The organism is Bradyrhizobium ivorense, from assembly GCF_900696085.1.
Classification (GTDB): domain Bacteria; phylum Pseudomonadota; class Alphaproteobacteria; order Rhizobiales; family Xanthobacteraceae; genus Bradyrhizobium; species Bradyrhizobium ivorense.
This window is the reverse complement of the sequence record NZ_CAADFC020000004.1, coordinates 570,824-594,791: the sequence shown is the minus strand read 5'-3', so window position 1 is coordinate 594,791 and position 23,968 is coordinate 570,824. Positions and strand designations below refer to the sequence as shown.

The window sequence follows — 23,968 nt, the reverse complement described above, 5'->3', positions numbered from 1 at the left end:
CTCGCTCAGTTATTGGAGCATGATCTGATCGGAAAACCGGTGCCCGCTTTTCCGGATCATGCTCAGGCGTGAGTTTTGGCGTGGCCGCCGAGATAGGCCGCGGCGATGGCTTCGTTGCCCCACAATTCGTCGGGCTTGCCGCCGAGCACGATCCGCCCGGTTTCGAGGACGAAACCGTGATCGGCGACCGAGAGTCCCATGCGCGCATTTTGCTCGACGAGCAAGACCGTGGTGTCCTTCCTGATCTGCGAGATGATGCGGAACACCGCCTGCACGATCACAGGCGCGAGCCCGAGCGAGGGCTCGTCGAGCAGCAAGAGGCGCGGCTTCGCCATCAGGCCGCGCGCCACCGCAACCATCTGCAGCTGGCCGCCGGACAGCGTCCAGCCGAGCGCGTCTGAGAACGCGCGGATATCCGGGAACAGGTCGAACATCGCGTCCGCCTCCCGCGAGATCTGCGACGCCGACACCTTCCGGTTCGACGCCCCCAACATGATGTTCTCTTTCACCGTGAGACCCGGGAACACGCGGCGCCCTTCCGGAACGTGCGAGATGCCGAGCCGCACGATCGCCTCCGGCCCGAGGCCGGCGATCGAGTGACCGTCGAACAGGATGTCGCCGGCGGCAGGCTTTGCCAGACCGGAGATCGCGCGCAACGTGGTCGACTTGCCGGCGCCATTGGCCCCGAGCAGCGTCACCACCTGGCCCTGCTCCACGACGATAGACACGCCGCGCAGCGCCTCGATCTCGCCGTAGCGGACCACGAGATTGCGGATTTCGAGCAGCGGCATCATTCGCTCCCGAGATAGGCCGAGACGACGTCGGGATGGCGCAGCACCGCCATGGATTCGCCGTCCGCGATGCGGCGCCCGAAGTTCAGCACCGTGATGTGCTGGGCAGCTTCCGAGACCAGCGTCATGTCATGATCGATGATCAGGATGGTGAGGCCCTGTGCCGCGATGCGCTTGAGCAACTCATGCAGCTCGAGCTTCTCGGTCGAGTTGAGGCCAGCGGCGGGCTCGTCGAGCAGCAGCAGCGTCGGGTTCGACGCCAGCGCGCGGGCAATCTCGATCAGGCGCTGGTGGCCGTAGGAGAAGCTCGAGATCAGCTCGTTGGCGCGGTTGCCGAGGCCGACAAACGTCAGCGCCTCCATCGCGCGCTCGGTCAGCGCATCCTCGCCCTTCCCGATCATGGTATTGCCGGGCCGCTCGGCGCCGATCTCGACGTTTTCCAGCGCCGTCATCGAGCGGAACAGGCGGATGTTCTGGAAGGTCCGCCCGAGGCCTGCGGCCGTGCGCTGATGCGGCGCCATGTTGGTGATGTCGGTGCCGTCGAGCACGATCCTGCCCGAGGTCGCCTTGTAGAGGCCTGACAAGACGTTGAGTGTCGTGGTCTTGCCGGAACCGTTGGGACCGATCAGCGCATGCACGCTGCCGCGCTTCACCGCGATGTCGACGCCGTCGACCGCCTTGAGGCCGCCGAAGTGCTTCGACAGACCGGTCACCTCCAGCACAATGTCGCCGCCGCTGGTTGCCGGCCTGAGCTGCAGCGCGGCCGCCGCCGGCGGCGCCTTGGTCTGCGCGCGCCAGCGCGTGAAGGCGTCCGAGACAAAGCCCCAGATGCCGTCAGGCATGAAGCGGATGATCAGGATCACGAACAGGCCGTAGATCGCGAGATAAAGCCCCGGCACGCTTTTCAGGAAACGCAGCCATTCCGGGATCAGGATCAAGAGCCCGGTGCCGATCACCGAGCCGATCGGCGAGGCCACGCCGCCGAGCAGCGACATGGTCAGGAACACGATCGATTCCGCGAACGAGAACTGATCGGGGCTGACATAGGCAAAGCCGCCGGCGAACAGGCCGCCGGCAAGGCCGCCGAGCAGCGCGCAGATGCCGAAGGCGTAGACCTTGGTGCGGAACACGTCGATGCCGTTGACCCCGGCCGCGAGCTCGTTGTCGCGCACCGCGCGCATGGCGCGGCCGATCCTGGTGTCCGGCAGGTGCCAGACCAGGTAGCCGACGATCGCGAGCATCGCGACGCAGAAGGCGAGATAGCTCTGCGAATTCTGGAACAGCTCCGGCCGGCGGATGTTGGCAACGCCGTCCGGCCCGTGGGTAATGCCGATGGCGTTGATCATCACCAGCGTCACGATCTGCTGGAACGAGATCGTCACCATCGCAAGGTAATGCCCGCCGAGCCGCAGCGTCGACATGCCCAAGAACGCGCCGGCGATCAGTGTGATCGCGCAGGCCCCGACCAGGCAGAGCCAGAAGTTCAGATGCAGATCGGCGGTGCCGAGGCCGACCGCATAGGCGCCGAAGCCGAAGAACGCGGCCTGCGCCAGGTTGATCTGGCCGCACAGGCCGAGCACGACCGACAGGCCGAACACCGCGATCGAGAACGTCGTCGCCTGCAGCAGGATGTTGAGGATGTAGCCGTCGAACCGCATGCCGGCGGCGAGCGTCACCAGCACCGCGGCCGCGATGAAGTACGGCAGATGGCGGATGATCAGCGGCTTCGAGCGCACCGCCGGCGCCGGGATCTGGACGTTGTCGCTGGCGCTCATGCTTTCTCCGCCACGCGCTCGCCGAAGATGCCCTGCGGCCGGAAGATCAGGAAGGCGATCAGCACCAGGAAGGCAAAGCCGTCCTTGTAGGGTACCGAGACGTAGGCCGCGCCAAAGGTCTCGATCACGCCGAGCGCCAGCCCGCCGACGATGGCGCCGGCCACGTCACCGAAGCCGCCGATGATGGTGGCGGCGAACGCCTTCAGCGCGATCGTCGAGCCCATCTGGATCGAGACGAACAGCACGGGCGCGACCAGGATGCCGGCAAGGCCGCCGAGCACCGCCGAATAGATGAAGGTGATCATGATCATGGTGGAGACGGAAATGCCGAGCAGCGAGGCCATTTCCTTGTCCTGCGAGGTCGCCTGCAGCTTCTTGCCGAGCAGCGTCTTCTCGAAGAACCAGAAATTGAAGAAAACCAGGAAAATGGTGACGCCGATGATCAGGAGATACTGGCTGTCGAGATAGACCGGGCCGAGCTGGATGCCGGGCGTGTCGAACCAGCCCTGCAGCACCTGCGGCTGCGGGCCGTAGATCGCGAGCACGGAGTTCGACAGCAGGATCGAGGCGCCGATGGTGGCGATGATCACCGGCAGATAGGTGCGATGACGCAGCGGATAGTAGACGCCGAGATTGAAGAAGATGCCGAGCAGCGCCATGCCGGCCAGCGCGATCAGGAACGACAGCCAGTACGGCCAGCCGAGATCGACGGAGAACACGACCATCAGATAGGCCGCGACCATCGAGAACTCGCCCTGGGCGAAGTTCACGACGTTGGTGGCGCGGAAGATCAGCACGAAACCGAGCGCGACCAGCGCGTAAACCGCGCCGATGCCGATGCCGGTGAACAGGAGTTGAAGGATCAGATCCATGACAGCGCTCGATTGGAGTTTAGGGCCACTCGGGAGGTGGTAGGGCTCTCTCCCCCTTGCGGGGGAGAATTGGAGAGAGGGGTGGCCAAGAGCACCGCCCGCGGGGCTCACCCCTCTCCCTAACCCTCCCCCGCAAGGGGGGAGAGAACCCATCCGTTCGGGCCTCCCTGACCCTGTCAGATCAGTCGTTGAAGTCGATGTGCTTGTCGTAGACGATCTTGCCCTTGTCGTTTTTCACGACGTTGTAGCCATGCAGGCCGTCGCCGTTCTTGTCGAAATTGTACTCGCCTTCGGCGCCGGCGAATTTCTGCGTCGCCAGTATGGCGTCGCGGATCTTGTTCGGATCGGTCGAGCCGGCCTTGTTGATCGCCGCCGACAGGATGGTGATCGCATCGTACGGCCAGGCGCTCTGGTTGTCGGGCGCGGTCTTGTAGGCATCGCGATAGGTCTTGCTGAACGCCTTCGCGGCGTCGCTGGAGTCTTCGGCGAAGTCGGCCACGCCGTAGGTGCCGTACAGCGCGGGACCGGCCAGCTTGGTCGATGACACCGCCACCACCGAGGGCGAGCCGACCCAGGGAATGTTGACGCCGAGCTGGCGCAGCTGCCGGGCGAAGATGCCGAGATCGTTCTCGAAGGTGAAGTAGGTGCCGAGCACGTCGGCGCCAGACTGCTTCACCGCCAGCACCACCGGCGTGAAGTCCTGGCTCTGGTTGGCGTAGCCCTGGTCGAGCACCGGCGGCGCGCCGAGCTTGGTCAGCGCTTCGGAGAGCGCCTTGCCGCCGGCGGTGCCGAACGCGTCGGTGGAATGCACGATCGCCCATTTCTTCTTGCCCAGCGTATTGACGCCGAAATCGGCGATCACGCGGCCGGAATAATTGTCGTTCGGGCGGAAGCGGAACAGCCACGGATTGCCGGAATGGGTGAGGTCCGGATTGGTGCCGCCGATCATCACGGGCTTGCCGACCTTGATCACGTCGGGCGCCATCGCCTGCACCTGGGTCGAGCGGATCGAGCCCAGGAAGGCGACGATGTCGGACTGCGCAGCGAGCTTGGAGAACGCCAGCACGATGCCGGGATTGGTGGTCTGGTCGTCCTCGATGACGAGCTCGACCTGCTTGCCGAGCACGCCGCCGGCCTTGTTGACTGCGGCCAGCGCCAGCTTGGCGCCGTTCTGGGCCCACAGCCCCTGCTCCGCGGCCGGGCCGGTGACCGGCACGCACATGCCGATCTTGAGGGTCGCGCCCTGCGCCCACGCACTGCGCATCAGTGCCGGAGCAGCGAGACCTGCCGCCAAGCCGGCGGAAAACCCACGTCTCGTCAGTTTCATCGATTCCTCCCTGTTGTATCGCGCCGAACTTGCATGTCGGCTGCATTGAGACGAGCTAGACGCAAACGTTCACACCGCTGCAGCGCACGCAACGCGCAACGGCGATCGTCAATCCAATCGTACGATCAGCTAATCATGATTGCACATTGCACGCAATGGCCAAAAATTCACCTTGGCCGGTGCGTAAATGCCGGTTGTCGGCGACCTCGCCGCGATCACGTGTTAGTGTGGTTTGCGGGCAGCCATTCATGTCGATGCCGAGAGCGAAATCGCAGACCAGACGGAAACAGCCGGCCTATGCGCTGATCAAGGCGGCATTGGCGAAGCGCATCCGCGCCGGCGACGTTCCGCCCGGCACCGTTCTGTCCGAATCGGCGATCGCGACCTTATTCGGCTCCAGTCGCTCCCCGGTGCGGCAGGCCTTCGAGCAGCTGGAGCACATCGGCCTGGTGCGCCGGTTCGATGGCCGCGGTGTCATCGCCGGCAGACGCGAGGTCGAGCCGCGGCGCGTCCCGATCACGCCCGACATGCTGGGGCTGACCGGCGGGCCGGTCGAGGCCGTTAGAAGCGACGCCTGGGACGCGCTGTACTACAAGCTCGAACGCGAGATCATCTACCGCTCGCTGTTCGGACGCTTCCGTGTCAGCGAACTGGCGCTGGCGCGGCATTTCCGGGTCGGACGCACGGTGGCCCGCAACCTGCTGCTGCGCGCGCAGGCGATCGGCATCCTGGAGAAAGGCGCCAAGGCCCATTGGTATGTGGTGCCGCTGGACGAGGACCGCGTCCGCGACATCTTCGAGCTGCGCGCAACGCTCGAGCCGCTGCTGCTGAAATCCGCTGCGACGCAGATTCCGGCGGCGCTGCTCGACCGGATGGCGGAGCGGCTGCGCGAGGGGATCCGGTTCCGCGACCGCGTCGGTGTCGGCGAGCTCGACGAGATCGAGGGCGACCTCCACATCCGGTGCCTGGGCTACGGCATCAATCGCGAGATGATCGAGGCGCTCAAGCGCACCCACTGCGCGTTCGTGATCGGCAAGCACATTCAGGTGGCGCTGACCGCGCCCCAGATCGATTCCTTCATGGACGAGCATCTGGTGATCGTCGATGCATTGCGCGCCGGCGACGGCGACGCGGCAGCCGCGACACTGCGCCGCCACATCGAATGGTCGCACTCGAAAGTGGCCGGCTGGATTGCCGAGTTCCGCGCCATCAATGCAATTTCGCGCGTGCCCTATATGGTGTAGCCGCCTATTCGTCGGCTTCGATCTCGCCGTTGTCGGCGGACGCCATGTCGGCCAGGCTCGCTTCGAGCACGCCCAGCATCTCCTGCAGCTCCGCGAGCTTGCGTGAACCGAACCGCCGGGTGATCTCGGCGTAGATCGCCTCCGAGGTCGGCGCCACCGCCTCGATCAGCTTCAACCCCTTGGCCGAGATCGACACCACCGCGCGGCGCGCGTCGGTCGCGGCCGCCTTGCGCTCGATCAGCTGACGGGCTTCGAGGTCGCGCAGGATCCGCGACAGGCTCGGGCCGAGCAGGAACGCCACACGCGCGAGCTCGGTGACCTCGATCTCGTCGACCGCGGTGAGCGCGCGCAGGATCCGCCATTGCTGCTCGGTCATCCCATGGTTGCGCAGCGACGGGCGGAATTGCCGCATCACGGCTTCGCGCGCACGCAGCAGCGACATCGGCAGCGAGCGCGAGAACTCGCGCATCGGCGCGCGCCAGGGCGGCCCCGTCTCGGCCGGAGCTGGTCGCGTCTCGTTCGGCGATTTCTTGCGCGCCATTATTGTTCAGTCCATCGCGACAAACTTTTGCGCTGCACCATGCAGCGATTCAGTTTGCAGAAATCTACTTAACATGTTAATCATCTCCCGGCATCCACTTTCTGTGTAGCACCCATGGCCCTCTCACCGGACGATATCCGCGCTGCCGCAGGCAGGCTCGACCAGGCGGAAAAGACCCGCAAGCAGATCCGCCAGCTTTCGCTGCAATATCCCGGCATCACGCTGGAAGATGCCTACGCGATTCAGAAGGCCTGGGTCGAGATGAAGGTGGCGCAGGGCCGTGTCGTCAAGGGCCACAAGATCGGCCTGACCTCGAAGGCGATGCAGAGCGCGCTCAACATCGACGAGCCGGATTCCGGCATCCTGCTCGACGACATGTTCTTTGCCGATGGTGGCCTCGTGCCGAGCGACCGCTTCATCGCCACCCGCGTCGAGGCCGAGCTCGCCTTCGTGATGAAGCATCGGCTGGCCGGGCCCGATTGCACGCTGTTCGACGCGCTCAATGCCACCGACTTCGTGGTGCCGGCGCTGGAGATCCTCGATACCAGGGTCGAGCGTGTCGACCCCGAGACCAAGGCGACGCGCAAGATCTTCGACACCATCGCCGACAACGCTGCGAATGCCGGCATCGTGCTCGGCGGCCGCGCGATCCGCCCGCTGGACGCCGATCTGCGCTGGATCGGCACACTGTGCTTCCGCAACGGCCAGCTCGAGGAAACCGGATTGGCCGCTGGCGTGTTGAATCATCCGGCGACCGCGGTGGCCTGGCTCGCCAACAAGATCGCGCCGAACGGGCTGGCGCTGGAAGCCGGCCAGGTGGTGCTGGCGGGCTCCTTCATCCGCCCGATCGAGACCCGCAAGGGCGACACGATCCAGGCCGACTACGGACCGTACGGTTCCGTGAGCTGCTACTTCGCCTGATGCTTTCGATGGGAGCGCTGCATGCCGCACTTCACGCTTGAATATTCCGCCAATCTCGATGGGCTCGTCGACATCGGCAAGACCGTCGAGGTGGTGCGCAAGGCGGCGGTCGAGACCGGCATCTTCCCGCTCGGCGGCATCCGCGTCCGCGCCATCAGATGCGAGTATTATGCGATCGCCGACGGACGCAGCAACTACGGCTTCCTCGACATGGTGCTGCGGCTCGGCGAAGGCCGCGACCTCGCCACCCGCAAGAAAGCCGGCGAACACATCTTCAAGGCGCTGTCGGCACATCTCGATCCGGTGTTCGCCAACAGCAAGTTCGCACTGTCGTTCGACATGCAGATCAACGACAAGGAGACGAGCTGGAAACGCAACAACATCCACGATGCGCTGAAAGTGGAGACGGTCAATGGATAAAGCCACCCCGAAATCCGCCGACGTGTTCCAGGCCAACCGCGACCGCGCCGGCCCGCTGCTCGCGAAGCTGAAGGCGGAAGGCATCGGACATGTGATCGACGGCAAGGTCGTGCCGTCGGCCTCGGGCCAGACCTTCGAGACGAAGTCGCCGATCGACGGCAGCGTGCTGGCGACGGTGGCGCGCGGCAATGCCGAGGATATCGACCGCGCCGCGACCGCTGCATCGCGGGCCTTCAAGGCCTGGCGCGACATGCCGGCCGCCAAGCGCCGCAAGATCCTGCACGGCGTCGCCGATGCGATCGAGGAGCACGCCGACGACATCGCGGTGCTCGAATGCATCGACACCGGGCAGGCGCATCGCTTCATGGCCAAGGCCGCGATCCGCGCCGCCGAAAATTTCCGCTTCTTCGCCGACAAATGCGCCGAGGCGCGCGACGGCCTCAACACGCCGTCCGACGAGCACTGGAACATCTCGACCCGGGTGCCGATCGGCCCGGTCGGCGTGATCACGCCGTGGAACACGCCGTTCATGCTGTCGACCTGGAAGATCGCCCCCGCCCTGGCCGCCGGCTGCACCGTCGTGCACAAGCCGGCCGAATGGTCGCCGGTGACCGCCGACCTGCTGGTGAAGCTGGCAAAGCAGGCGGGCCTGCCCGACGGCGTGCTCAACACCGTGCACGGTTTCGGCGAGGACGCCGGCAAGGCGCTGACCCAGCATCCCGCGATCAAGGCGATCGGCTTCGTCGGCGAAAGCGCCACGGGATCGGCGATCATGGCGCAGGGCGCGCCGACGCTGAAGCGGGTGCACTTCGAGCTCGGCGGCAAGAACCCGGTGATCGTGTTCGACGACGCCGATCTCGACCGCGCGCTTGATGCCGTCGTGTTCATGATCTACTCGCTCAATGGCGAGCGCTGCACCTCATCGAGCCGTCTGCTGGTGCAGCAGAGCATCGCCGACACATTCGTCGAGAAGCTGACCGCGCGGGTGAAGGCGCTCAAGGTCGGCCATCCCCTCGATCCCGCGACCGAGATCGGGCCGCTGATCCACGAGCGGCATCTGGCAAAGGTCTGCAGCTATTTCGACGTCGCGAAAAAGGACGGCGCGACCATTGCGGTCGGCGGCAAGCCGTATGATGGCCCCGGCGGCGGGCACTATGTGCAGCCGACGCTGGTGACCGGCGCGAATGCAAACATGCGCGTCGCGCAGGAAGAGGTGTTCGGGCCGTTCCTCACCGTGATCCCGTTCCGCGACGAGCAGGACGCGGTCGAGATCGCCAACGGCGTGCAATATGGCCTGACCGGCTATGTCTGGACCGGCGACATGGGCCGCGCGCTGCGCGTTGCCGATGCGCTGGAGGCCGGCATGATCTGGCTCAACTCGGAAAACGTCCGCCATCTGCCGACGCCGTTCGGCGGCATGAAATCATCAGGCATCGGCCGCGACGGCGGCGACTATTCGTTCGACTTCTACATGGAAACCAAGCACGTCTCGCTTGCCCGCGGGACGCACAAGATCCAGAAGCTGGGAATGTAATTGCACGCCGTTCCGGGGCGCGCAGCGAACTACGGTGCGCAATGCGCACCTGAGAACTTCGAGATTCCGGGTCCGGTGCCGACGCACCATCCCGGAATGACGATCCAGAGGGAAACACCATGCCCATTCCGAAGCACGTCTTCGATCCGCCGTTCAACATCATCCGCTGCAGCCATGCCGTGCTCGACGTCACGGACCTCGACAAGAGCGCCGCGTTTTATGAAAACACGATCGGCCTCCACATCGAGGACCGCGACGACAAGGCGGTATACCTGCGCGCCAGCGAGGAGCACCAGCATCACTCGGTGGTGCTGCGCAAGGCGGCGAAGGCGGCCTGCAACCGGCTCGGCTTCAAGGTCGGTAATGACGGCGATCTCGACAAGGCGGCGTCGTTCTTCTCCGAGAACGGCATCGCCTACGCCTTTTCCGACCAACCGTTCCAGGGCCGCACCCTGCAGTTCACCGATCCGTTCGGCTTCCAGATCGAGCTCTACGCCACGATGGAGAAACGCCCGCATCTTTTGCGCCGCTACGACCTCTACAAGGGCTGCCATCCGCAGCGGCTCGACCATTTCAACGTGTTCGCCGCCGAGGTGCAGGACACCGTCGACTTCTACGCCCGCCTCGGCTTCCGCCTCACCGAATATGCCGAGGAGGACGGCGATGGCGGCCGCATCGCCGCGGCCTGGATGCACCGCAAGGGCAACGTCCACGACTTCGCCATCACCAATGGCAAGGGCCCGCGCCTGCACCACATTGCCTATTGGGTGCCGACTGCGATGAACATCGTGCATCTCTGCGACGTGATGGCCTCGAGCGGCTTCCTGAAGAACATCGAGCGCGGCCCCGGCCGGCATGGCATCTCCAATGCGTTCTTCCTCTATGTCCGCGATCCCGACGGCCATCGCATCGAGCTCTACACCAGCGACTACTTCACCGGCGATCACGACCACGAGCCGCTGCGCTGGTCGCTGCGCGATCCGCGCCGCCAGACATTGTGGGGCGCACCGGCGCCGCGCTCCTGGTTCGAGGAGGGCTCGCCCTTCGCCGGCCAGACGGTGCGCGAGCCGCGCTTCGTCGCCGACGTGCTGGTCGCGGATTAGGCGTCAGCATCCACGTCGTCCCGGCGAAGGCCGGGACCCATAGCCACCGAAGTGGGTTGCCGAAAGAATGTCTAGCCGCGTACCCATTCCGAGGGCCGCGGCGTATGGGTCCGGCCTTCGCCGGGACGACACTGATGGATGGATTGCCAATGCCCGCCCCTCGCCTCGCCACCTACTCCGTCAACGGCACCACAAAATACGGCGCCGTGACTGACGCCGGGATCGTCGATCTCTCGTCACGTTTTGCCAGGGACTATCCGACCTTGCGCGAGGCGATCGCCGCCGGGGCGCTGACGAAGCTTGCGGACGACGCCGCCAAGCGTGCGCCCGATCACGCGCTCGATGCGGTCATCTGGCAGCCGCCGATCCCGGCGCCGGACAAGATCATTTGCATCGGCGTCAACTATCCGGACCGCAATGCCGAGTACAAGGACGGCTCGGACGCACCAAAATATCCCAGCATGTTCTTGCGGGTGCCGCGCTCCTTCGTCGGCCACAACACGCCGGTGGTTCGGCCGCGGATCTCGCCGCAGCTCGACTATGAGGGCGAGCTGGTGCTGGTGATCGGCAAGGCCGGCCGGCACATTCCGGAGAGCGCCGCGCTCGATCACATCGCCGCGATCACGCTGTGCAACGAGGGCACCATCCGCGACTGGGTGCGTCACGCAAAATTCAACGTCACCCAGGGCAAGAATTTTGATTCCACCGGCAGCCTCGGGCCATGGATCGTGCCCTACAGCAACGAGGCGCAGATCGCCGATATCCGCCTGACCACGCGCGTCAATGGCGAGGTCAGGCAGGACGACCGCACCTCGCGGCTGATCTTCGGCTTCCGCTATCTCATCAACTACATCTCGACCTTCACGACGCTCGTTCCCGGTGACGTCATCGTGACGGGCACGCCGACCGGCGCAGGTGCGCGGTTCGATCCGCCGCGCTATCTGAAACCGGGCGACGTCGTCGAGGTCGAGGCCGAAGGCGTCGGCATTTTGCGCAACGGCGTCGTCGACGAAGCCAACTAAGCCCTCAATGAAATGGACAGTGCCATGACCTCAACATCCGGCGGCGAAGCGATCGTCAACGGCCTCGTCGCCCACGGTGTCGACACCGTGTTCGGCTTGCCCGGCGCGCAGATCTACGGCCTGTTCGACGCCTTCCACCAGGCGCAGCTCAAGGTGATCGGCGCGCGGCACGAGCAGGCCTGCGGCTATATGGCGTTCGGCTATGCGCGCTCCAGTGGCCGGCCCGGCGTGTTCAGTGTGGTGCCCGGCCCCGGCGTACTCAACGCCTCGGCGGCGCTGCTCACCGCGTTCGGCTGCAACGAGCCGGTGCTGTGCCTGACCGGCCAGGTGCCGACGCCGTTTCTCGGCAAGGGCCGCGGCCATCTGCACGAGATGCCGGACCAGCTCGCGACCTTGCGCACCTTCGTGAAATGGGCCGAGCGGATCGAGTATCCCGACAACGCGCCCGCGATGGTGTCGCGCGCGTTCCAGGAGATGCTGTCGGGCCGGCGCGGACCGGCGTCGCTGGAGATGCCATGGGACGTGTTCACCCAGCGTGCCCAGGTCGCCCCGGCAAAGCCGTTCGACCTATTGCCTGCGCCGCAGCCCGATCCTGACCGGATCAAGGCGGCGGCCGATCTGATCAAGGCCAGCAAGACGCCGATGATCTTCGTCGGCAGCGGCGCGATCGACGCGGGCGAGGAGATTCTCGAGCTCGCCGAAATGATCGACGCGCCGGTGGTCGCCTTCCGCAGTGGCCGCGGCATTGTCTCCAATGCGCATGAGCTCGGGCTGACGATGGCTGCGGCCTACAAATTGTGGCCGAAGACCGATCTGATGATCGGCATCGGCACACGCCTGGAATTGCCGACGATGTCGCGTTGGCCGTATCGGCCGGACGGCCTGAAATGCGTGCGCATCGATATCGATCCGGTGGAGATGCGGCGCTGGCCGGCCGATGCCGCCGTGATCGCCGACGCCAAGGCTGCTACAGCCGATCTCGCGGCCGCCGTGCGCAAGGCCGGCTACAGCAAGACCAGCGGCCGCCGCGGCGCGATCCGTGAAGCCACCGCGGCCGCCGAGCGGGAGATCCAGCGCATCCAGCCGCAGATGGCCTACTTAAAAATCCTGCGCGAGGTGCTGCCGGCGAATGCGATCGTGACCGACGAGCTGTCGCAGGTCGGCTTCGCCTCCTGGTACGGTTTTCCGATCTACCAGCCGCGGACCTTCGTCACCTCGGGCTATCAGGGCACGCTCGGCGCCGGCTTCCCGACCGCGCTCGGCGCCAAGGTCGCCAATCCGGACAAGCCTGTGGTCGCGATCACCGGCGACGGCGGCTTCATGTTCGCCGTGCAGGAGCTCGCCACCGCGGTCCAGTTCAAGATCGGCGTGGTGACGCTGGTGTTCAACAACAACGCCTATGGCAATGTCCGCCGCGACCAGCAGGAGCGTTTTGACGGCCGCGTCGTCGCCTCGGATCTGGTCAATCCGGATTTCGTCAAGCTCGCGGAATCCTTCGGCGTCGGCGCCGCGCGTGTCACCTCGCCGGACCATTTCCGACCGGTGCTGGAGAAGGCTCTCGCCGACGGCGGGCCCTATGTGATCTCGGTGGAAGTGCCGACCGGCACCGAAGTCAGCCCCTGGGCGTTCATCCACCCCGCGAAGAACATCTGAGGCGCCGCTAACGCCTCAGCGCACCTTGCGAAACGTCAGGTTGATGCGCTGGCGGCCGAGCACGCCGTGCTCGCCGTCGGCAAGCGGCGCGATGCCGTGATAAAACAGCCGTGACGGGCCGCCCCACACCGCGACGTCGCCATGCTCGAGCCGGTAACGGCGCGGCGTGTCGCTGCGCTTCAGGCCGCCGAACAGGAAGATCGCGGGCAACCCGAGCGAGACCGAGACGATCGGCGCGGCGTAGTCGAGCTCGTCCTTGTCCTGATGCAGCGACAGCTTTGCGCCCGGCACGTAGCGATTGATCAGGCAGGCCTCCGGCGCAAAGCCGTTGAAGCCGCCCTGCTCCGCCGCGCTCGCCGCAAGCTTGCACAGGACGTCCGGGAGTGGCGGCCAGGGGTTTCCGGAGTCCGGATCGATCGGGTCATAGCGATAGCCGCTGGGATCGGAGACCCAGCCGAGGCTGCCGGAATTGGTCATCGCGACCGACATTCGATGGCCGCCCGGCGTGATCAGATGGCGGAACGGCGCCTGCTTCACGATGGCGCGCAGCGCCGAAATCAGCTCCGCCTCGAACGGCCAGGCGAAACCGCGCAGCAGCACCGCGCCCTCCGCGATCGTCTCGCGCGTGGGGGGTGCATCGCCGACAGTCTCGAACAGATCAGCAGTCACGCTCCTTGGCACTCACTTTGCATCGTGAAAAATCACGCCGACGGTATGGCGATGGCCGGACCTGATCCGGCTGACGCCGTGGCGCAGATTGACACGATACGGTCCGCGCGTCCCCTGCACCGGACGGTGATGCACGGCAAACGCCACCGCATCGCCCTGCGTCAGCGGCACCACCTCGGGACGCGACTGCATCCGCGGCCGCTGCTCGGTCAGCACGAACTCGCCGCCGGTGAAATCGCGCCCCGGCTGCGACAGCAAGATCGCGACCTGGATCGGGAACACGTGCTCGCCATAGAGGTCCTGGTGCAGGCAATTGTAGTCGCCCTCGCCATATTGCAGCAGCAGCGGTGTCGGCCGGGTCTGCCCGGCGTCATGGCATCGCTTCAGAAACGCCGCATGCGATGCGGGATAGCTGATATCGATCCCCATCGTCTGGTTCCAGCGATTGGCGGTGGCGATGAGATGCGCATAGAGCACCGGCCGCAGCTCGGCGATCAGGCCCGGCAGCGGGTAGGAGAAGTACTTGTACTCGCCGCGGCCAAAGCCGTGACGGCCCATCACGACCTTGCTGCGGAACTGGCTGTCGTCGGGATACAGCGCGGCGATGGCATCGCACTCCTGCGGCGCCAGCAGCTGCTTGAGGACGGCGCAACCCTGGGCGTCGAGGTCGGCCGTGATCTGCTCCCAGCCGAGCGCGTCGACGCGGGCGGGGATGTCGGGGCTGGTGCGGGTGATGGTTTTGGCTGTTGCTGTCATGGGTGGAATCTGGCCCATGATCGCGGTCGGCGCCACCCGATTTCCGATAGTTCCGCCGTCATTGCGAGCGAAGCGAAGCAATCCATCGGACCGCATATGCCGCGCGGTGGATTGCTTCGTCGCTTCACTCCTCGCAATGACGGCGGAGAGACCCGTCAGCCCCGCACCGGCAGGGTGATCACGTCGTAGCCGTGGCTGATCTTCCGCTTCAGCACCGGGTCTTCCAGCTCGAAATCGAAGCGGCTGGCCGGGCGAATGCCGCCCTTGGCGGCGAACGTGCCGCCGAACATGGCGCAGCCGTCGGGCAGGCCGCCGTCGCCGAAGCCGCGCGCGATCAAATCCTTGACCGGCAGCATGTGGTCGAGCGTGCCTTCCTGGTAGAGCACGCGCTCGCCGCCGATCGTGGCCCAGGAGCGCAGCACCAGCTGGTCCCAATGGCCGATGACATCCTCGAGCTCCCACAGTTCGGACGCCATCGGCTTGTCGCACATCTGCTTCGACACCGTGACGCTGTAGCTCTCGACCTTGCGGTCGGTGTGGTCGGAGCCGCAGCCGACGAAGATGCGGCCCTGCCAGCCGATCAGCACGAACTCGACCTCGCCGCTGGAATCCTCGCCGCAGACCTCGATCGTGTCGGCGAAGGTGAGCCGGCGCGCCGAGCAGCGGTAGTAGATCGGCGTGGTCGCGGGCCGCGCGATGCCGAGGGCTTCGAGCTCGGCGATGTGCTTGTCGCGCGCCACCGGATCGCGGCCGGTCCAGCCGGCGATCACGGCCTGCTTGATTTCCAGCGTGAGCGGCGTGGCGAGGCCCTTGTCGTCGATGGTGAAGGTGAGATCAAACACGGATGACGGTCTCCATTCCGGCGGCAAGCTCGAAGATGCGGCGGTCCGAACCGCCGGCGGCGGCGAGCATCAGGCCGACCGGCGCCTCGCCCTCGCGATGCGCAGGCAGCGAGATGGCGCAGCCGTCGAGCACGTTGATCAGCGTGCAGTTGCGCAGCGCGCGCAGGTTTTGCACGGTGAACGCCTTGTCGTCGGCGAGGTCGGCAATAACGGGCGGCAGGTTCGCGGTGGTCGGCAGCACCATCGCATCATAGGGCGCGATCCGCTGCCCGGTGCGCGCGATGAAGGAGCGGCGCGCATTGAGCAGATCGATGTAATCAGCCGCGAGAAATCCCTCGCCCCGCGCGATCCGCGACGAGACGCGAGGATCGTAGATGTCGCCCTTGCTGGCGAGCAGGAAGCGGTGCCAGGCATAGCTTTCCGCCGCGGCGAAGCCGCCCTTGGCCTGCATCACGCCGACGTCGAGCAACTCCGGCACCTCGATGCGCTCGATCAGGGCGCCGGCGCGCGACAGCGACGCCAGCGCCCGCTCGAAGGTCTTGGCGACTCCATCGTCGAGATCGTCGAGCGCGACCGTGGTCGGCACCGCGAGCCGCATGCCCTTTACCGGGCGCGGCGTCAGCGGCTTGACCGGCTCATCGGCCAGCACCGCATCGAGCGCCGCGCAGCAGGCCACCGAATTGGCCAGCGGCCCATAGCTGTCGAGCGTGAACGAGAGCGGCACGCCGCCGTCGAGCGGAATGCGGCGCTGCGTCGGCTTGTAGCCGACGATGCCGTTGAACGCCGCAGGAATCCGGCAGGAACCGCCGGTGTCGGTGCCGAGCGCGCCGAAGGCCATGCCGTCGGCGATCGAGACTGCGGCGCCCGAGGATGAGCCGCCGGGCACGTGGCCGACGCTCCGGTTCCAGGCGCTCTTCGGCGTGCCGTAATGCGGATTGATGCCGATGCCGGAATAGGCGAACTCGGTCATGTTGGTGCGGCCGATCACGACAAAGCCGGCCCGCTTGAGCCGCGCCACCACCGGCGCATCGGCCTCCGCCGGCGCCGAATCCTCCAGCGCCCGCGAGCCCGCGCGCGTCACCTGCCCCTTGATGTCGAACAGGTCCTTGACCGAGATCGGAATGCCGGCAAACGGCGACGGCGCCGCATTGGCCTTACGCAGCCGGTCCATGGCGTCGGCGGCCGCCAACGCGGCGTCCTTGTCGACATGGATGAAGGTGCGTTGGCCCTCGCCGGCGGGATCGGCGATTTTGGCGATGCATTGCTCGACGAGCTTGCGGGCGGTGGTCGCACCGCTGTCGAGATCGGCGGCAAGGGAGGCGAGTGTCGGATTGTTGGGCATGGTTTTCCGGTTGGTGTTATCCCTGCGGCATCACGCATTGCTGCGATTTGCCGTGCGGCGGACTATCGTCGATGATGCGTTGGCATACAAGCGTCCTCAACGGTCGGCATACCGCCATGCGGCAACGCTGCTGGACCGTTGACGAGGAATAGCTGATTGTCGGATCAAGTCGCAAATATTCATGGGAGGATCAGCCGACATGGCCGAGGCCGCGCGCGCCAAACCAAAACCGACTCCGGAAACCCAGCATTTCTGGGATGGCACCAAGGCGGGCGAACTGCGCCTGCAGCGCTGCGATGCCTGCGCCAATGTCTACTTTCCGCCGCGGCCGTTCTGCCCCTCCTGCGCCTCGCGAAAGGTCTCGGTGTTCAAGGCCAGCGGCAAGGGCAAGCTCTACAGCTATGTCATCAACCACCGCCCCGCCGCGCCCGGCTTCACGCCGCCCTACGCCATCGCCGTGGTCGAGCTCGACGAGGGCCCGCGCATGATGAGCAACATCATCGATTGTCCGCAGACGCCGGAAGCGCTCGAGCTCGACATGAAGCTCGAGGTCGCGTTCCAGGCGCTCGACGACAAGATCACCCTTCCCGTGTTCCGTCCGGCCAAGGGGTAACGCAATGCGCAGGAACCAGGTTGCCGTCGTCGGTGCGGCCGAAACCACCGAGCTCGGCGTCATCCCGAACATGTCGCAGCTCCAGCTCCATGCCGACGCAGCGCTGAACGCGATCGCGGATGCGGGACTAAAACTGTCCGACATCGACGGCTTTGCGACGGCGGTCGAGACGCCGCAGCAGGTCGCGCACTATCTCGGCATCACGCCGACCTGGGTCGACGGCACCTCGGTCGGCGGCTGCTCCTTCATGCTGCATGTCCGCCACGCCGCCGCGGCGATCGAGGCCGGGCTGTGCAAGACCGTGCTGATCACCCACGCCGAGAGCGGCAAGTCGATGATCGGCAAGCAGCCGCGCTTCACGGCACCGGACAGCCTCAACGGCCAGTTCGAGGCGCCCTACGGCGTCTACGGCCCGCCGAGCATGTTTCCGATCCCGGTGCTGCGCTTCATGAAGACGCACGGCATCACCCATGAGCAGCTTGCGATGGTCGCGGTCGTGCAACGCGAATGGGCGGCAAAGAATCCGCGCGCGACGATGAAGGACCCGATCACGGTCGCCGACGTCCTGAACTCGCGGATGATCGCCTATCCGTTCCGCCTGCTGCAGTGCTGCCTCGTCACCGACGGCGGCGGCGCGCTGATCCTGACCTCGGCCGACCGCGCCAGGGATTTCCCGAAGAAGCCGGTCTACATTCTCGGCACCGGCGAGAGCGTGGAGACGCCGATGGTCAGCCAGATGAAGACGTTCGACTCGTCGCGCGCCTTCAAGGTCGCGGGCCCCCTCGCCTTCAAGGAAGCCGGCATCGCGCACAAGGACGTCGATCATTTGATGATCTACGACGCCTTCGCGCATCTGCCGCTGTACGGCCTCGGCGACCTCGGCTTCATGCCTTACGAGGAAACCGGCAGGTTCATCGCCGACGGCAACACCCGCCCCGGCGGCAAGCTGCCGCTCAACACCAATGGCGGCGGGTTGAGCTACATGCACTCCGGCATGTACGGCATGTACGCGCTGCAGGAGAGCGTCCGGCAGATGCGCGGCATCGCGCCGGCGCAGGTGCCGAATGCGAAGATCTCGGTCTGCCACGGCGTCGGCGGCATGTTCGCGGCGAGTGGCACGATTATCTTTACGAACGAGAAGTGAGCGAGCCGCCCGCCTCTCCCTCTCCCCTTTCTTACGGGGAGAGGGTTGGGGTGAGGGGCTGTTTCCACACATTCGGACTCGCGGAGAGTCCCCCTCACCCGGATCGCCCGCTTACGCGCACGATCCGACCTCTCCCCGCAAGCGGGGCGAGGTAAGCAAGCAACAAGGAGCACCACATGGCAAAATCATTGCAAGACAAAGTCATTATCGTTACCGGTGCGGGCCGCGGCATCGGCCGCGAGATCGCGCTGCTGTGCGCCGCTGAGGGCGCCAAGGTCGTGGTCAACGATCCCGGCGGCGCGGCGGATGGCGCCGGCTCGAGCGCGGCGCCGGCCGAGGAAGTGGTCGAGGAGATCAAGAAGCGCGGCGGCACAGCCGTGGCCAATTTCGAGTCGGTGGCGGAAGCGATCCCGGCCAGCAAGATCGTGAAGACCGCGACCGACGCCTACGGCCGGCTCGACGGCGTCGTCAACAATGCCGGCATTTTGCGCGACATGATCTTCCACAAGATGAGCGTGGAAGCGTTCGAGGCGGTCATCAAGGTGCACCTGATGGGCTCGTTCTACGTCTCGCACGCCGCGGCGCGCATCTACCGCGAGCAGGAGTCAGGCTCGTTCGTGCACTTCACCTCGACCTCCGGCCTGATCGGCAATTACGGCCAGGCCAATTACGCCGCCGCCAAGCTCGGCATCGTCGGCCTGTCGAAGTCGATCGCGCTCGACATGGGCCGCTTCAACGTGCGCTCGAACTGCGTGTCGCCGTTCGCCTGGACCCGCATGATCGGCACCATCCCGACCGAGACCGACGCCGAGAAGGCGCGGGTCGAGAAGATCAAGCAGATGGGCCCGGAGAAGATCGCGCCGGTCTGCGCCTATCTGCTCTCGGACGCCGCCAAGGACGTCACCGGGCAGATCTTTGGCGTGCGCATGAACGAGATCTTCCTGTTCGGCCAGCACCGTCCGGTGCGCTCGGTGCATCGCGGCGAAGGCTGGACGCCCGAGACGATCGCCGAACACGGCATGCCGGCGCTGAAGGGATCGTTCGCCAAGCTCGACCGCTCGGCCGACGTCTTCACCTGGGATCCGATCTGAACTTTGATCTGAACTTGGGATCAGATCTGACGGTTTTATGAAACGTCGCTCCGGCGCGAATGCCGGGGCGGCACACTCTTTGGTTGTTTCATCACAGCGCGCCCGCATTGTGCCAGATTTGCGGGCGCATGATCGTCCCCCCGATAACAAAAAACCTGGGAGGACGTTCGTGACAAATTCGAGCAACATTCAGAAACATCAAGACGACGGCGCGAAGGCGTTCGACCGTCGCACGCTCTTGCGCGGCGCAACCGCGCTTGCTGCAACTGCGCTCGCCGCATCGGATGCTGCAGCGCGCGACTTCGGCCCCAACGCGGAGCCGCAGCGCTATCCCGACCCTGACATTGTCGTGATCGACGACAAGCGCTTCAAGGCCAAGGTCGGCAACACCGCGATCAAGCGGCTCTACACCGGCTGCCTGTGGGCGGAAGGTCCGGCCTGGAACGCGCAGGGCCAATATCTCGTGTGGAGCGACATTCCGGCCAACCGGCAGCTGCGCTATCTCGACGATGACGGCCACATCTCCGAGCAGTTCCACAAGCCGTCGAACGAGGCCAACGGCTCGACCTTCGATTTCGAGGGCCGCCAGATCACCGCCGAGCGCACCCGCCTGGTGCGCTACGAGCACGATGGAACCGTGACGACTTTGGCCGAGAAGGCCAACGACAAGCCGCTCAACGGGCCGAACGACATGGTGGTGCATCCCAACGACAAGTCGATCTGGTTCACCGATCCCGGCTATGGCGCGATCTCGATCTATGAGGGCCAGTTGGCCAAGACCGGCTCGAACCAGCCCTACCAGAAGGAAGCGGTCTATCGCCTCGACGCCACGACCGGCCAGGTCACCAAGGTCGCCGACGAGCCGTTCAAGCCGAACGGCATCGCCTTCAGCCACGACTACAAGAAGGTTTATGTCTGCGACACCGGCATCACGCACTACCCGAACGCGAAGAACATCGTCTGGCAGTACGACCTCAACGGCGACAAGCTCTCCAACCCGCGCACGCTGATCGACATGACGCTGGACGGCAAGTCGGGCTTCCCCGACGGCCTGCGTGTCGACGTCGACGGCAATGTGTGGGTCGGCGCCGGCTGGGTCGGCCCCGGCTATGACGGCGTGCAGATATTTTCGCCAGACGGTGCGCGCATCGGCCAGATCCTGCTGCCGGAGACCTGCGCCAACCTCACCTTCGGCGGCAAGAAGCGCAACCGCCTGTTCATGACCGCGAGCCAGTCGCTGTATGCGGTCTATGTGGAGACCAAGGGCGCGCACATCTGTTGATGCAGTTTCTTCACCTCCCCCTGAAAGGGGGAGGTCGGCGCCTTCAGGCGCCGGGTGGGGGTCAGCCGCATGCACCGCTCTCGCGGAGAGAGACCCCCACCCCGCCCTCCCCCTTTCAGGGGGAGGGAGATCACCCGCTATTCCGCAGCCCCGCCGAAATGCCGTTGATCGTGATCTGGATTCCGCGCAGAATCTGGTCATCCGGGTTCTGCGCGCGGTACTCCTTGAGCAGCTCCACCTGCACGTGGTTGAGCGGATCCATATAGGGGAAGCGGTTGCGGATGCCGCGCTCCAGCAGCGGGTTACCCTGCAGCAGCCGGTCATGGCCCATGATGTCGAGCAGCGTCTCGATCGACAGGTGCCATTCGCGGCGGATCCGGCCGAAGATCTTTTCGCGCAAGGTCACGTCGGGCACCAGTTCGGCATAGCGCGAGGCGATCGCGATCGAGCTCTTCGCCAGCACCATGTCCATGTTTGACAGCAGCGTGCGGAAGAACGGCCATTCCCTGTAGAGTTCCTGCAGGAACGGCATGCCCTGCTCCGGATGCTCGGATATCCAGGTTTCGACCGCTGCGCCAAACCCGTACCAGCCCGGCAGCATTAGCCGGCACTGCGCCCAGGAGAACACCCAGGGAATCGCGCGCAGGTCCTCGATCTCGCGGGTCTTCTTGCGCGAGGCGGGACGGCTGCCGATGTTCAAGGTCGCGATCTCGTTGATCACGGTCGAGCCCCAGAAATAATCGGCAAAGCCTTCGGTCTCGTAGACGAGGCCGCGATAGGCCTTGAAGGCGAGCGCGGAGATTTCCTCCATCGCCTTGAGATATTCCGGGCGCGGCGCGCTCTGCCGCGGCTGCAGCAGGCTGGTTTCCAATGTCGCCGCGGCGAGGATTTCCAGATTGCTGCGGCCGACCTCGGCATTGGAATATTTCGAGGAGATGATCTCACCCTGTTCGGTGATGCGGATCTGGCCGTTCACCGCGCCGCCGGGCTGCGCGATGATCGCATCATAGCTCGGGCCGCCGCCGCGGCCGACCGAACCGCCGCGGCCGTGGAACAGCCGCAACCGCACGCCGTGTCGCTCGAACACCTCGACGAGGCCGATCTCGGCCTTGTAGAGCTCCCAGCCTGAGGTGACGAAGCCGCCGTCCTTGTTGCTGTCGGAATAACCGAGCATCACCTCCTGCACGCTGCCGAGGCTGTCGACCAGCTTGCGATAGTCGTGCAGCGCCAGCATGCGGTCCATGATGGCGCTGGAGGCCTGCAGATCCTCGATGGTCTCGAACAGCGGCACGATATTGATCGCGCTGCGGCCGGACGGGTTGATCAGCCCGACCTCCTTCAAGAGCACCGCGACCTCGAGCATGTCGGACATGCCCTTGCACATCGAGATGATGCATTGCGGGATCACCTCGGCGCCGAATTTTGCGTGCGCCTCGGCGGCGGCACGGAATACGGCGAGCTCGCTCTGGGTCTCCTCCGAATATTTCACGAACGGCGACGCCAGCGGCCGCGCGCTGCGCAGTTCGCCGAGCAGCAGGCTGACGCGCGCCTCTTCGCCGAGCGCGAGATAGGACATTCCCGGCGAGGCGGCATCGAGCAACTCGGCAATGGTGCGCTCGTGCACCGCCGAGTTCTGGCGGATGTCGAGCCGCGCCAGATGGAAGCCGAAGCAATCGACGGCCCGCCGCAGCAGCCGCAGCCGGCCGCGCGCGATCACGCCGGAATTGTTCGCGATCAGCGAGCGGTTCAGCACATCGAGATCGGCCTGGAATTCCCCGACTCTGGCATAGGGCTCGGCCTTGCCGACCGGCGGGCGCGTGGTCTCGACCTCGAGCTTCGCCGCCGTCGCGCTCAGCCTGGCATAGATGCCGGAGACCGCGAGCCGGTACGGTTCGCCGCTGCGGTGCGGCGAGGTGTCGGGCGAACGCTCGGCGAGCGCGCGCAGCTCGTCCGAGACGTCGGCGAGATGCGCCGCCAGCGACAGCTCGGCGCCGAGTGCGTGCAGCTCTTCCAGATAGAAGCTGAGCACCCGGCTCGACTGCAGCCGCAGCGTGCCGCGCATCACGTCGGCGGTGACGAACGGGTTGCCGTCGCGATCGCCGCCGATCCAGCTTCCCATCCGGAGGAACGAGGCGAGCTCGCCGGCCTCGCCGCCCTCCTTGTTGAGGCGGTCCTCCAGCGCGCAATGCAGCCGCGGCACCTCCTGCAGGAAGGTGTAGTCGTAGAACGACAGGCCGTTGCCGACCTCGTCGAGCACGGTCAGCTTGGTCCGGCGCAACAGATTGGTCTGCCATAGCGTCACCACGGCGCGGCGGAGCTGCTCGTCGCTGGCTTCACGCTCCTCCGGCGTCATCTGCAGCCGCTCGCGGCGGTCGAGCAGCTCGGCGATCTCCATCTCGCGGTCCATCGTGCTCTTGCGGCGGACCTCGGTGGGGTGCGCGGTCAGCACCGGGCTGACCAGCGCGCCCTTGAAGAAGCTGCGCAGGTCGGCCGGACTGATGCCGGCCTCACGGGCATGGATAAGCGTCTGCTCCAGCGTGCTCGGCCGCGGCGTCCCGCCGGGGCCACTTCTGCGCATCTGGCGGATGTTGTTCTGGTCCTCGGCGATGTTGGCGAGGTGGGAGAAATAGCTGAAGGCGCGCACGATCTGCAGCGTCTCCGCGATCGACATGCCGTCGAGGATGCCCTCCAGCTCCTGCCGCGCCGCCCTGTCTTCGTCGCGGTGGAACCGGACCGAGGTCTGGCGGATGCGCTCGACCAGGTCGAACACGCCGGCCCCTTCCTGGTCACGCACGGTATCGCCGAGCACGCGTCCGAGCAGGCGGATGTCGTTGCGGAGCCGCGCATCCTCCTCCTGCGCCGCTTTCTCAAGCAGGCTGGCCTCTGCGGCACTCCGGGCGCGGGTGTCGGTCTCGGAAGGCATGGTCTGGGGAGGCATAGGCTGGCTACTCCAGAGGCTTGCCCGGCTCCTCCCAAGTGTGCGCTTTTTTTGCCGCAGCGCAAGATGAACTTGGAGGCGGTGCACA

General features: G+C 65.8%; 21 protein-coding genes. 11 read left to right on the top strand and 10 right to left on the bottom strand.

Features of this window, described 5'->3' with window-relative positions; translation table 11 throughout:
* Positions 1-62: 62 nt before the first annotated feature.
* The 4 genes from CI41S_RS03630 to CI41S_RS03615 all read right to left on the bottom strand — a co-directional run bounded on the left by CI41S_RS03630 (position 63) and on the right by CI41S_RS03615 (position 4,765).
* Positions 63-791: an ABC transporter ATP-binding protein gene (locus CI41S_RS03630; protein ID WP_139481983.1), complete on the bottom strand. Its 729-nt coding sequence runs from the start codon at positions 789-791 to the stop codon at positions 63-65.
* Positions 791-2,566 carry a branched-chain amino acid ABC transporter ATP-binding protein/permease gene (locus tag CI41S_RS03625; RefSeq protein WP_139857465.1) on the bottom strand — a complete coding sequence of 592 codons (1,776 nt, stop codon included), beginning with the start codon at positions 2,564-2,566 and terminating at the stop codon, positions 791-793. Before CI41S_RS03625 ends, CI41S_RS03630 begins: the two co-directional genes overlap by 1 nt.
* The gene (locus tag CI41S_RS03620) at positions 2,563-3,438 is read right to left on the bottom strand and encodes a branched-chain amino acid ABC transporter permease (protein ID WP_139481985.1); all 876 of its coding nucleotides are present in this window, start codon (positions 3,436-3,438) and stop codon (positions 2,563-2,565) included. Before CI41S_RS03620 ends, CI41S_RS03625 begins: the two co-directional genes overlap by 4 nt.
* Positions 3,439-3,619: 181 nt before the next feature.
* The gene (locus CI41S_RS03615; RefSeq protein ID WP_139481986.1) at positions 3,620-4,765 is read right to left on the bottom strand and encodes an ABC transporter substrate-binding protein; all 1,146 of its coding nucleotides are present in this window, start codon (positions 4,763-4,765) and stop codon (positions 3,620-3,622) included.
* Between the two features lie 248 nt (positions 4,766-5,013).
* Here CI41S_RS03615 and CI41S_RS03610 point away from each other — a divergent pair, with 248 nt between their 5' ends.
* Positions 5,014-6,009, top strand: coding sequence for a GntR family transcriptional regulator (locus tag CI41S_RS03610; RefSeq protein ID WP_139857464.1), 996 nt, complete (start codon positions 5,014-5,016; stop codon positions 6,007-6,009).
* Positions 6,010-6,013: 4 nt separating this feature from the next.
* On the opposite strand, the gene hpaR is transcribed toward CI41S_RS03610, so the two are convergent.
* Complete coding sequence (gene hpaR, locus CI41S_RS03605) at positions 6,014-6,478, bottom strand: homoprotocatechuate degradation operon regulator HpaR (RefSeq protein ID WP_244626435.1); 465 nt, start codon at positions 6,476-6,478, stop codon at positions 6,014-6,016.
* Between the two features lie 186 nt (positions 6,479-6,664).
* On the opposite strand from hpaR, the gene hpaH reads away from it, so the two are divergent.
* From hpaH to CI41S_RS03575, 6 genes are all read left to right on the top strand, one after another.
* Positions 6,665-7,471, top strand: a complete 807-nt coding sequence (gene hpaH / locus CI41S_RS03600; RefSeq protein ID WP_139857462.1) for a 2-oxo-hept-4-ene-1,7-dioate hydratase — start codon at positions 6,665-6,667, stop codon at positions 7,469-7,471.
* Positions 7,472-7,492: 21 nt separating this feature from the next.
* Complete coding sequence (locus tag CI41S_RS03595; protein ID WP_139857461.1) at positions 7,493-7,891, top strand: 5-carboxymethyl-2-hydroxymuconate Delta-isomerase; 399 nt, start codon at positions 7,493-7,495, stop codon at positions 7,889-7,891.
* Positions 7,884-9,425 (top strand): 5-carboxymethyl-2-hydroxymuconate semialdehyde dehydrogenase, encoded by a 1,542-nt coding sequence (gene hpaE / locus CI41S_RS03590; RefSeq protein WP_139857460.1) that lies wholly within the window; start codon positions 7,884-7,886, stop codon positions 9,423-9,425. Before CI41S_RS03595 ends, hpaE begins: the two co-directional genes overlap by 8 nt.
* 119 nt (positions 9,426-9,544) lie before the next feature.
* On the top strand, positions 9,545-10,528 hold the full coding sequence (gene hpaD, locus CI41S_RS03585) for a 3,4-dihydroxyphenylacetate 2,3-dioxygenase (RefSeq protein WP_139857459.1): 984 nt from the start codon (positions 9,545-9,547) through the stop codon (positions 10,526-10,528).
* A gap of 149 nt (positions 10,529-10,677) precedes the next feature.
* Positions 10,678-11,550 carry a fumarylacetoacetate hydrolase family protein gene (locus CI41S_RS03580; protein WP_139857458.1) on the top strand — a complete coding sequence of 291 codons (873 nt, stop codon included), beginning with the start codon at positions 10,678-10,680 and terminating at the stop codon, positions 11,548-11,550.
* 24 nt (positions 11,551-11,574) lie between these two features.
* On the top strand, positions 11,575-13,203 hold the full coding sequence (locus tag CI41S_RS03575; protein WP_139857457.1) for a thiamine pyrophosphate-dependent enzyme: 1,629 nt from the start codon (positions 11,575-11,577) through the stop codon (positions 13,201-13,203).
* A 15-nt stretch (positions 13,204-13,218) separates the two neighbouring features.
* Here CI41S_RS03575 and alkB read toward each other — a convergent pair whose 3' ends face one another.
* From alkB to CI41S_RS03555, 4 genes are all read right to left on the bottom strand, one after another.
* Positions 13,219-13,872: a DNA oxidative demethylase AlkB gene (gene alkB / locus CI41S_RS03570; RefSeq protein ID WP_139857456.1), complete on the bottom strand. Its 654-nt coding sequence runs from the start codon at positions 13,870-13,872 to the stop codon at positions 13,219-13,221.
* A gap of 12 nt (positions 13,873-13,884) precedes the next feature.
* Positions 13,885-14,628: a 2OG-Fe(II) oxygenase gene (locus CI41S_RS03565; protein ID WP_139857455.1), complete on the bottom strand. Its 744-nt coding sequence runs from the start codon at positions 14,626-14,628 to the stop codon at positions 13,885-13,887.
* A gap of 155 nt (positions 14,629-14,783) precedes the next feature.
* Positions 14,784-15,470 (bottom strand): DUF2848 domain-containing protein, encoded by a 687-nt coding sequence (locus CI41S_RS03560; protein ID WP_139857454.1) that lies wholly within the window; start codon positions 15,468-15,470, stop codon positions 14,784-14,786.
* A complete protein-coding gene (locus CI41S_RS03555; protein WP_139857453.1) occupies positions 15,463-16,812 on the bottom strand; it encodes an amidase in 1,350 nt (449 codons plus the stop codon). Before CI41S_RS03555 ends, CI41S_RS03560 begins: the two co-directional genes overlap by 8 nt.
* 199 nt (positions 16,813-17,011) lie before the next feature.
* Here CI41S_RS03555 and CI41S_RS03550 point away from each other — a divergent pair, with 199 nt between their 5' ends.
* From CI41S_RS03550 to CI41S_RS03535, 4 genes are all read left to right on the top strand, one after another.
* Positions 17,012-17,425 carry a Zn-ribbon domain-containing OB-fold protein gene (locus CI41S_RS03550; protein WP_139481999.1) on the top strand — a complete coding sequence of 138 codons (414 nt, stop codon included), beginning with the start codon at positions 17,012-17,014 and terminating at the stop codon, positions 17,423-17,425.
* 4 nt (positions 17,426-17,429) lie between these two features.
* On the top strand, positions 17,430-18,569 hold the full coding sequence (locus CI41S_RS03545; RefSeq protein ID WP_139482000.1) for a thiolase C-terminal domain-containing protein: 1,140 nt from the start codon (positions 17,430-17,432) through the stop codon (positions 18,567-18,569).
* A gap of 176 nt (positions 18,570-18,745) precedes the next feature.
* Positions 18,746-19,660 (top strand): SDR family oxidoreductase, encoded by a 915-nt coding sequence (locus tag CI41S_RS03540; protein WP_139482001.1) that lies wholly within the window; start codon positions 18,746-18,748, stop codon positions 19,658-19,660.
* A gap of 169 nt (positions 19,661-19,829) precedes the next feature.
* Positions 19,830-20,942 carry an SMP-30/gluconolactonase/LRE family protein gene (locus CI41S_RS03535; protein ID WP_139857452.1) on the top strand — a complete coding sequence of 371 codons (1,113 nt, stop codon included), beginning with the start codon at positions 19,830-19,832 and terminating at the stop codon, positions 20,940-20,942.
* Positions 20,943-21,072: 130 nt separating this feature from the next.
* On the opposite strand, the gene ppc is transcribed toward CI41S_RS03535, so the two are convergent.
* Positions 21,073-23,880, bottom strand: a complete 2,808-nt coding sequence (ppc, locus tag CI41S_RS03530; RefSeq protein ID WP_139857451.1) for a phosphoenolpyruvate carboxylase — start codon at positions 23,878-23,880, stop codon at positions 21,073-21,075.
* Positions 23,881-23,968: the final 88 nt, after the last annotated feature.

Excerpts from the sequence above, each read along its gene's own strand:
- CI41S_RS03630 (WP_139481983.1), bottom strand. The coding sequence starts at position 791 with ATGCCGCTGCTCGAAATCCGCAATCTCGTGGTCCGCTACGGCGAGATC.
- CI41S_RS03625 (WP_139857465.1), bottom strand. The coding sequence starts at position 2,566 with ATGAGCGCCAGCGACAACGTCCAGATCCCGGCGCCGGCGGTGCGCTCG.
- CI41S_RS03620 (WP_139481985.1), bottom strand. The coding sequence starts at position 3,438 with ATGGATCTGATCCTTCAACTCCTGTTCACCGGCATCGGCATCGGCGCG.
- CI41S_RS03615 (WP_139481986.1), bottom strand. The coding sequence starts at position 4,765 with ATGAAACTGACGAGACGTGGGTTTTCCGCCGGCTTGGCGGCAGGTCTC.
- CI41S_RS03610 (WP_139857464.1), top strand. The coding sequence starts at position 5,014 with ATGTCGATGCCGAGAGCGAAATCGCAGACCAGACGGAAACAGCCGGCC.
- hpaR (WP_244626435.1), bottom strand. The coding sequence starts at position 6,478 with ATGCGCGAGTTCTCGCGCTCGCTGCCGATGTCGCTGCTGCGTGCGCGC.
- hpaH (WP_139857462.1), top strand. The coding sequence starts at position 6,665 with ATGGCCCTCTCACCGGACGATATCCGCGCTGCCGCAGGCAGGCTCGAC.
- CI41S_RS03595 (WP_139857461.1), top strand. The coding sequence starts at position 7,493 with ATGCCGCACTTCACGCTTGAATATTCCGCCAATCTCGATGGGCTCGTC.
- hpaE (WP_139857460.1), top strand. The coding sequence starts at position 7,884 with ATGGATAAAGCCACCCCGAAATCCGCCGACGTGTTCCAGGCCAACCGC.
- hpaD (WP_139857459.1), top strand. The coding sequence starts at position 9,545 with ATGCCCATTCCGAAGCACGTCTTCGATCCGCCGTTCAACATCATCCGC.
- CI41S_RS03580 (WP_139857458.1), top strand. The coding sequence starts at position 10,678 with ATGCCCGCCCCTCGCCTCGCCACCTACTCCGTCAACGGCACCACAAAA.
- CI41S_RS03575 (WP_139857457.1), top strand. The coding sequence starts at position 11,575 with ATGACCTCAACATCCGGCGGCGAAGCGATCGTCAACGGCCTCGTCGCC.
- CI41S_RS03565 (WP_139857455.1), bottom strand. The coding sequence starts at position 14,628 with ATGACAGCAACAGCCAAAACCATCACCCGCACCAGCCCCGACATCCCC.
- CI41S_RS03555 (WP_139857453.1), bottom strand. The coding sequence starts at position 16,812 with ATGCCCAACAATCCGACACTCGCCTCCCTTGCCGCCGATCTCGACAGC.
- CI41S_RS03550 (WP_139481999.1), top strand. The coding sequence starts at position 17,012 with ATGGCCGAGGCCGCGCGCGCCAAACCAAAACCGACTCCGGAAACCCAG.
- CI41S_RS03545 (WP_139482000.1), top strand. The coding sequence starts at position 17,430 with ATGCGCAGGAACCAGGTTGCCGTCGTCGGTGCGGCCGAAACCACCGAG.
- CI41S_RS03540 (WP_139482001.1), top strand. The coding sequence starts at position 18,746 with ATGGCAAAATCATTGCAAGACAAAGTCATTATCGTTACCGGTGCGGGC.
- ppc (WP_139857451.1), bottom strand. The coding sequence starts at position 23,880 with ATGCCTCCCCAGACCATGCCTTCCGAGACCGACACCCGCGCCCGGAGT.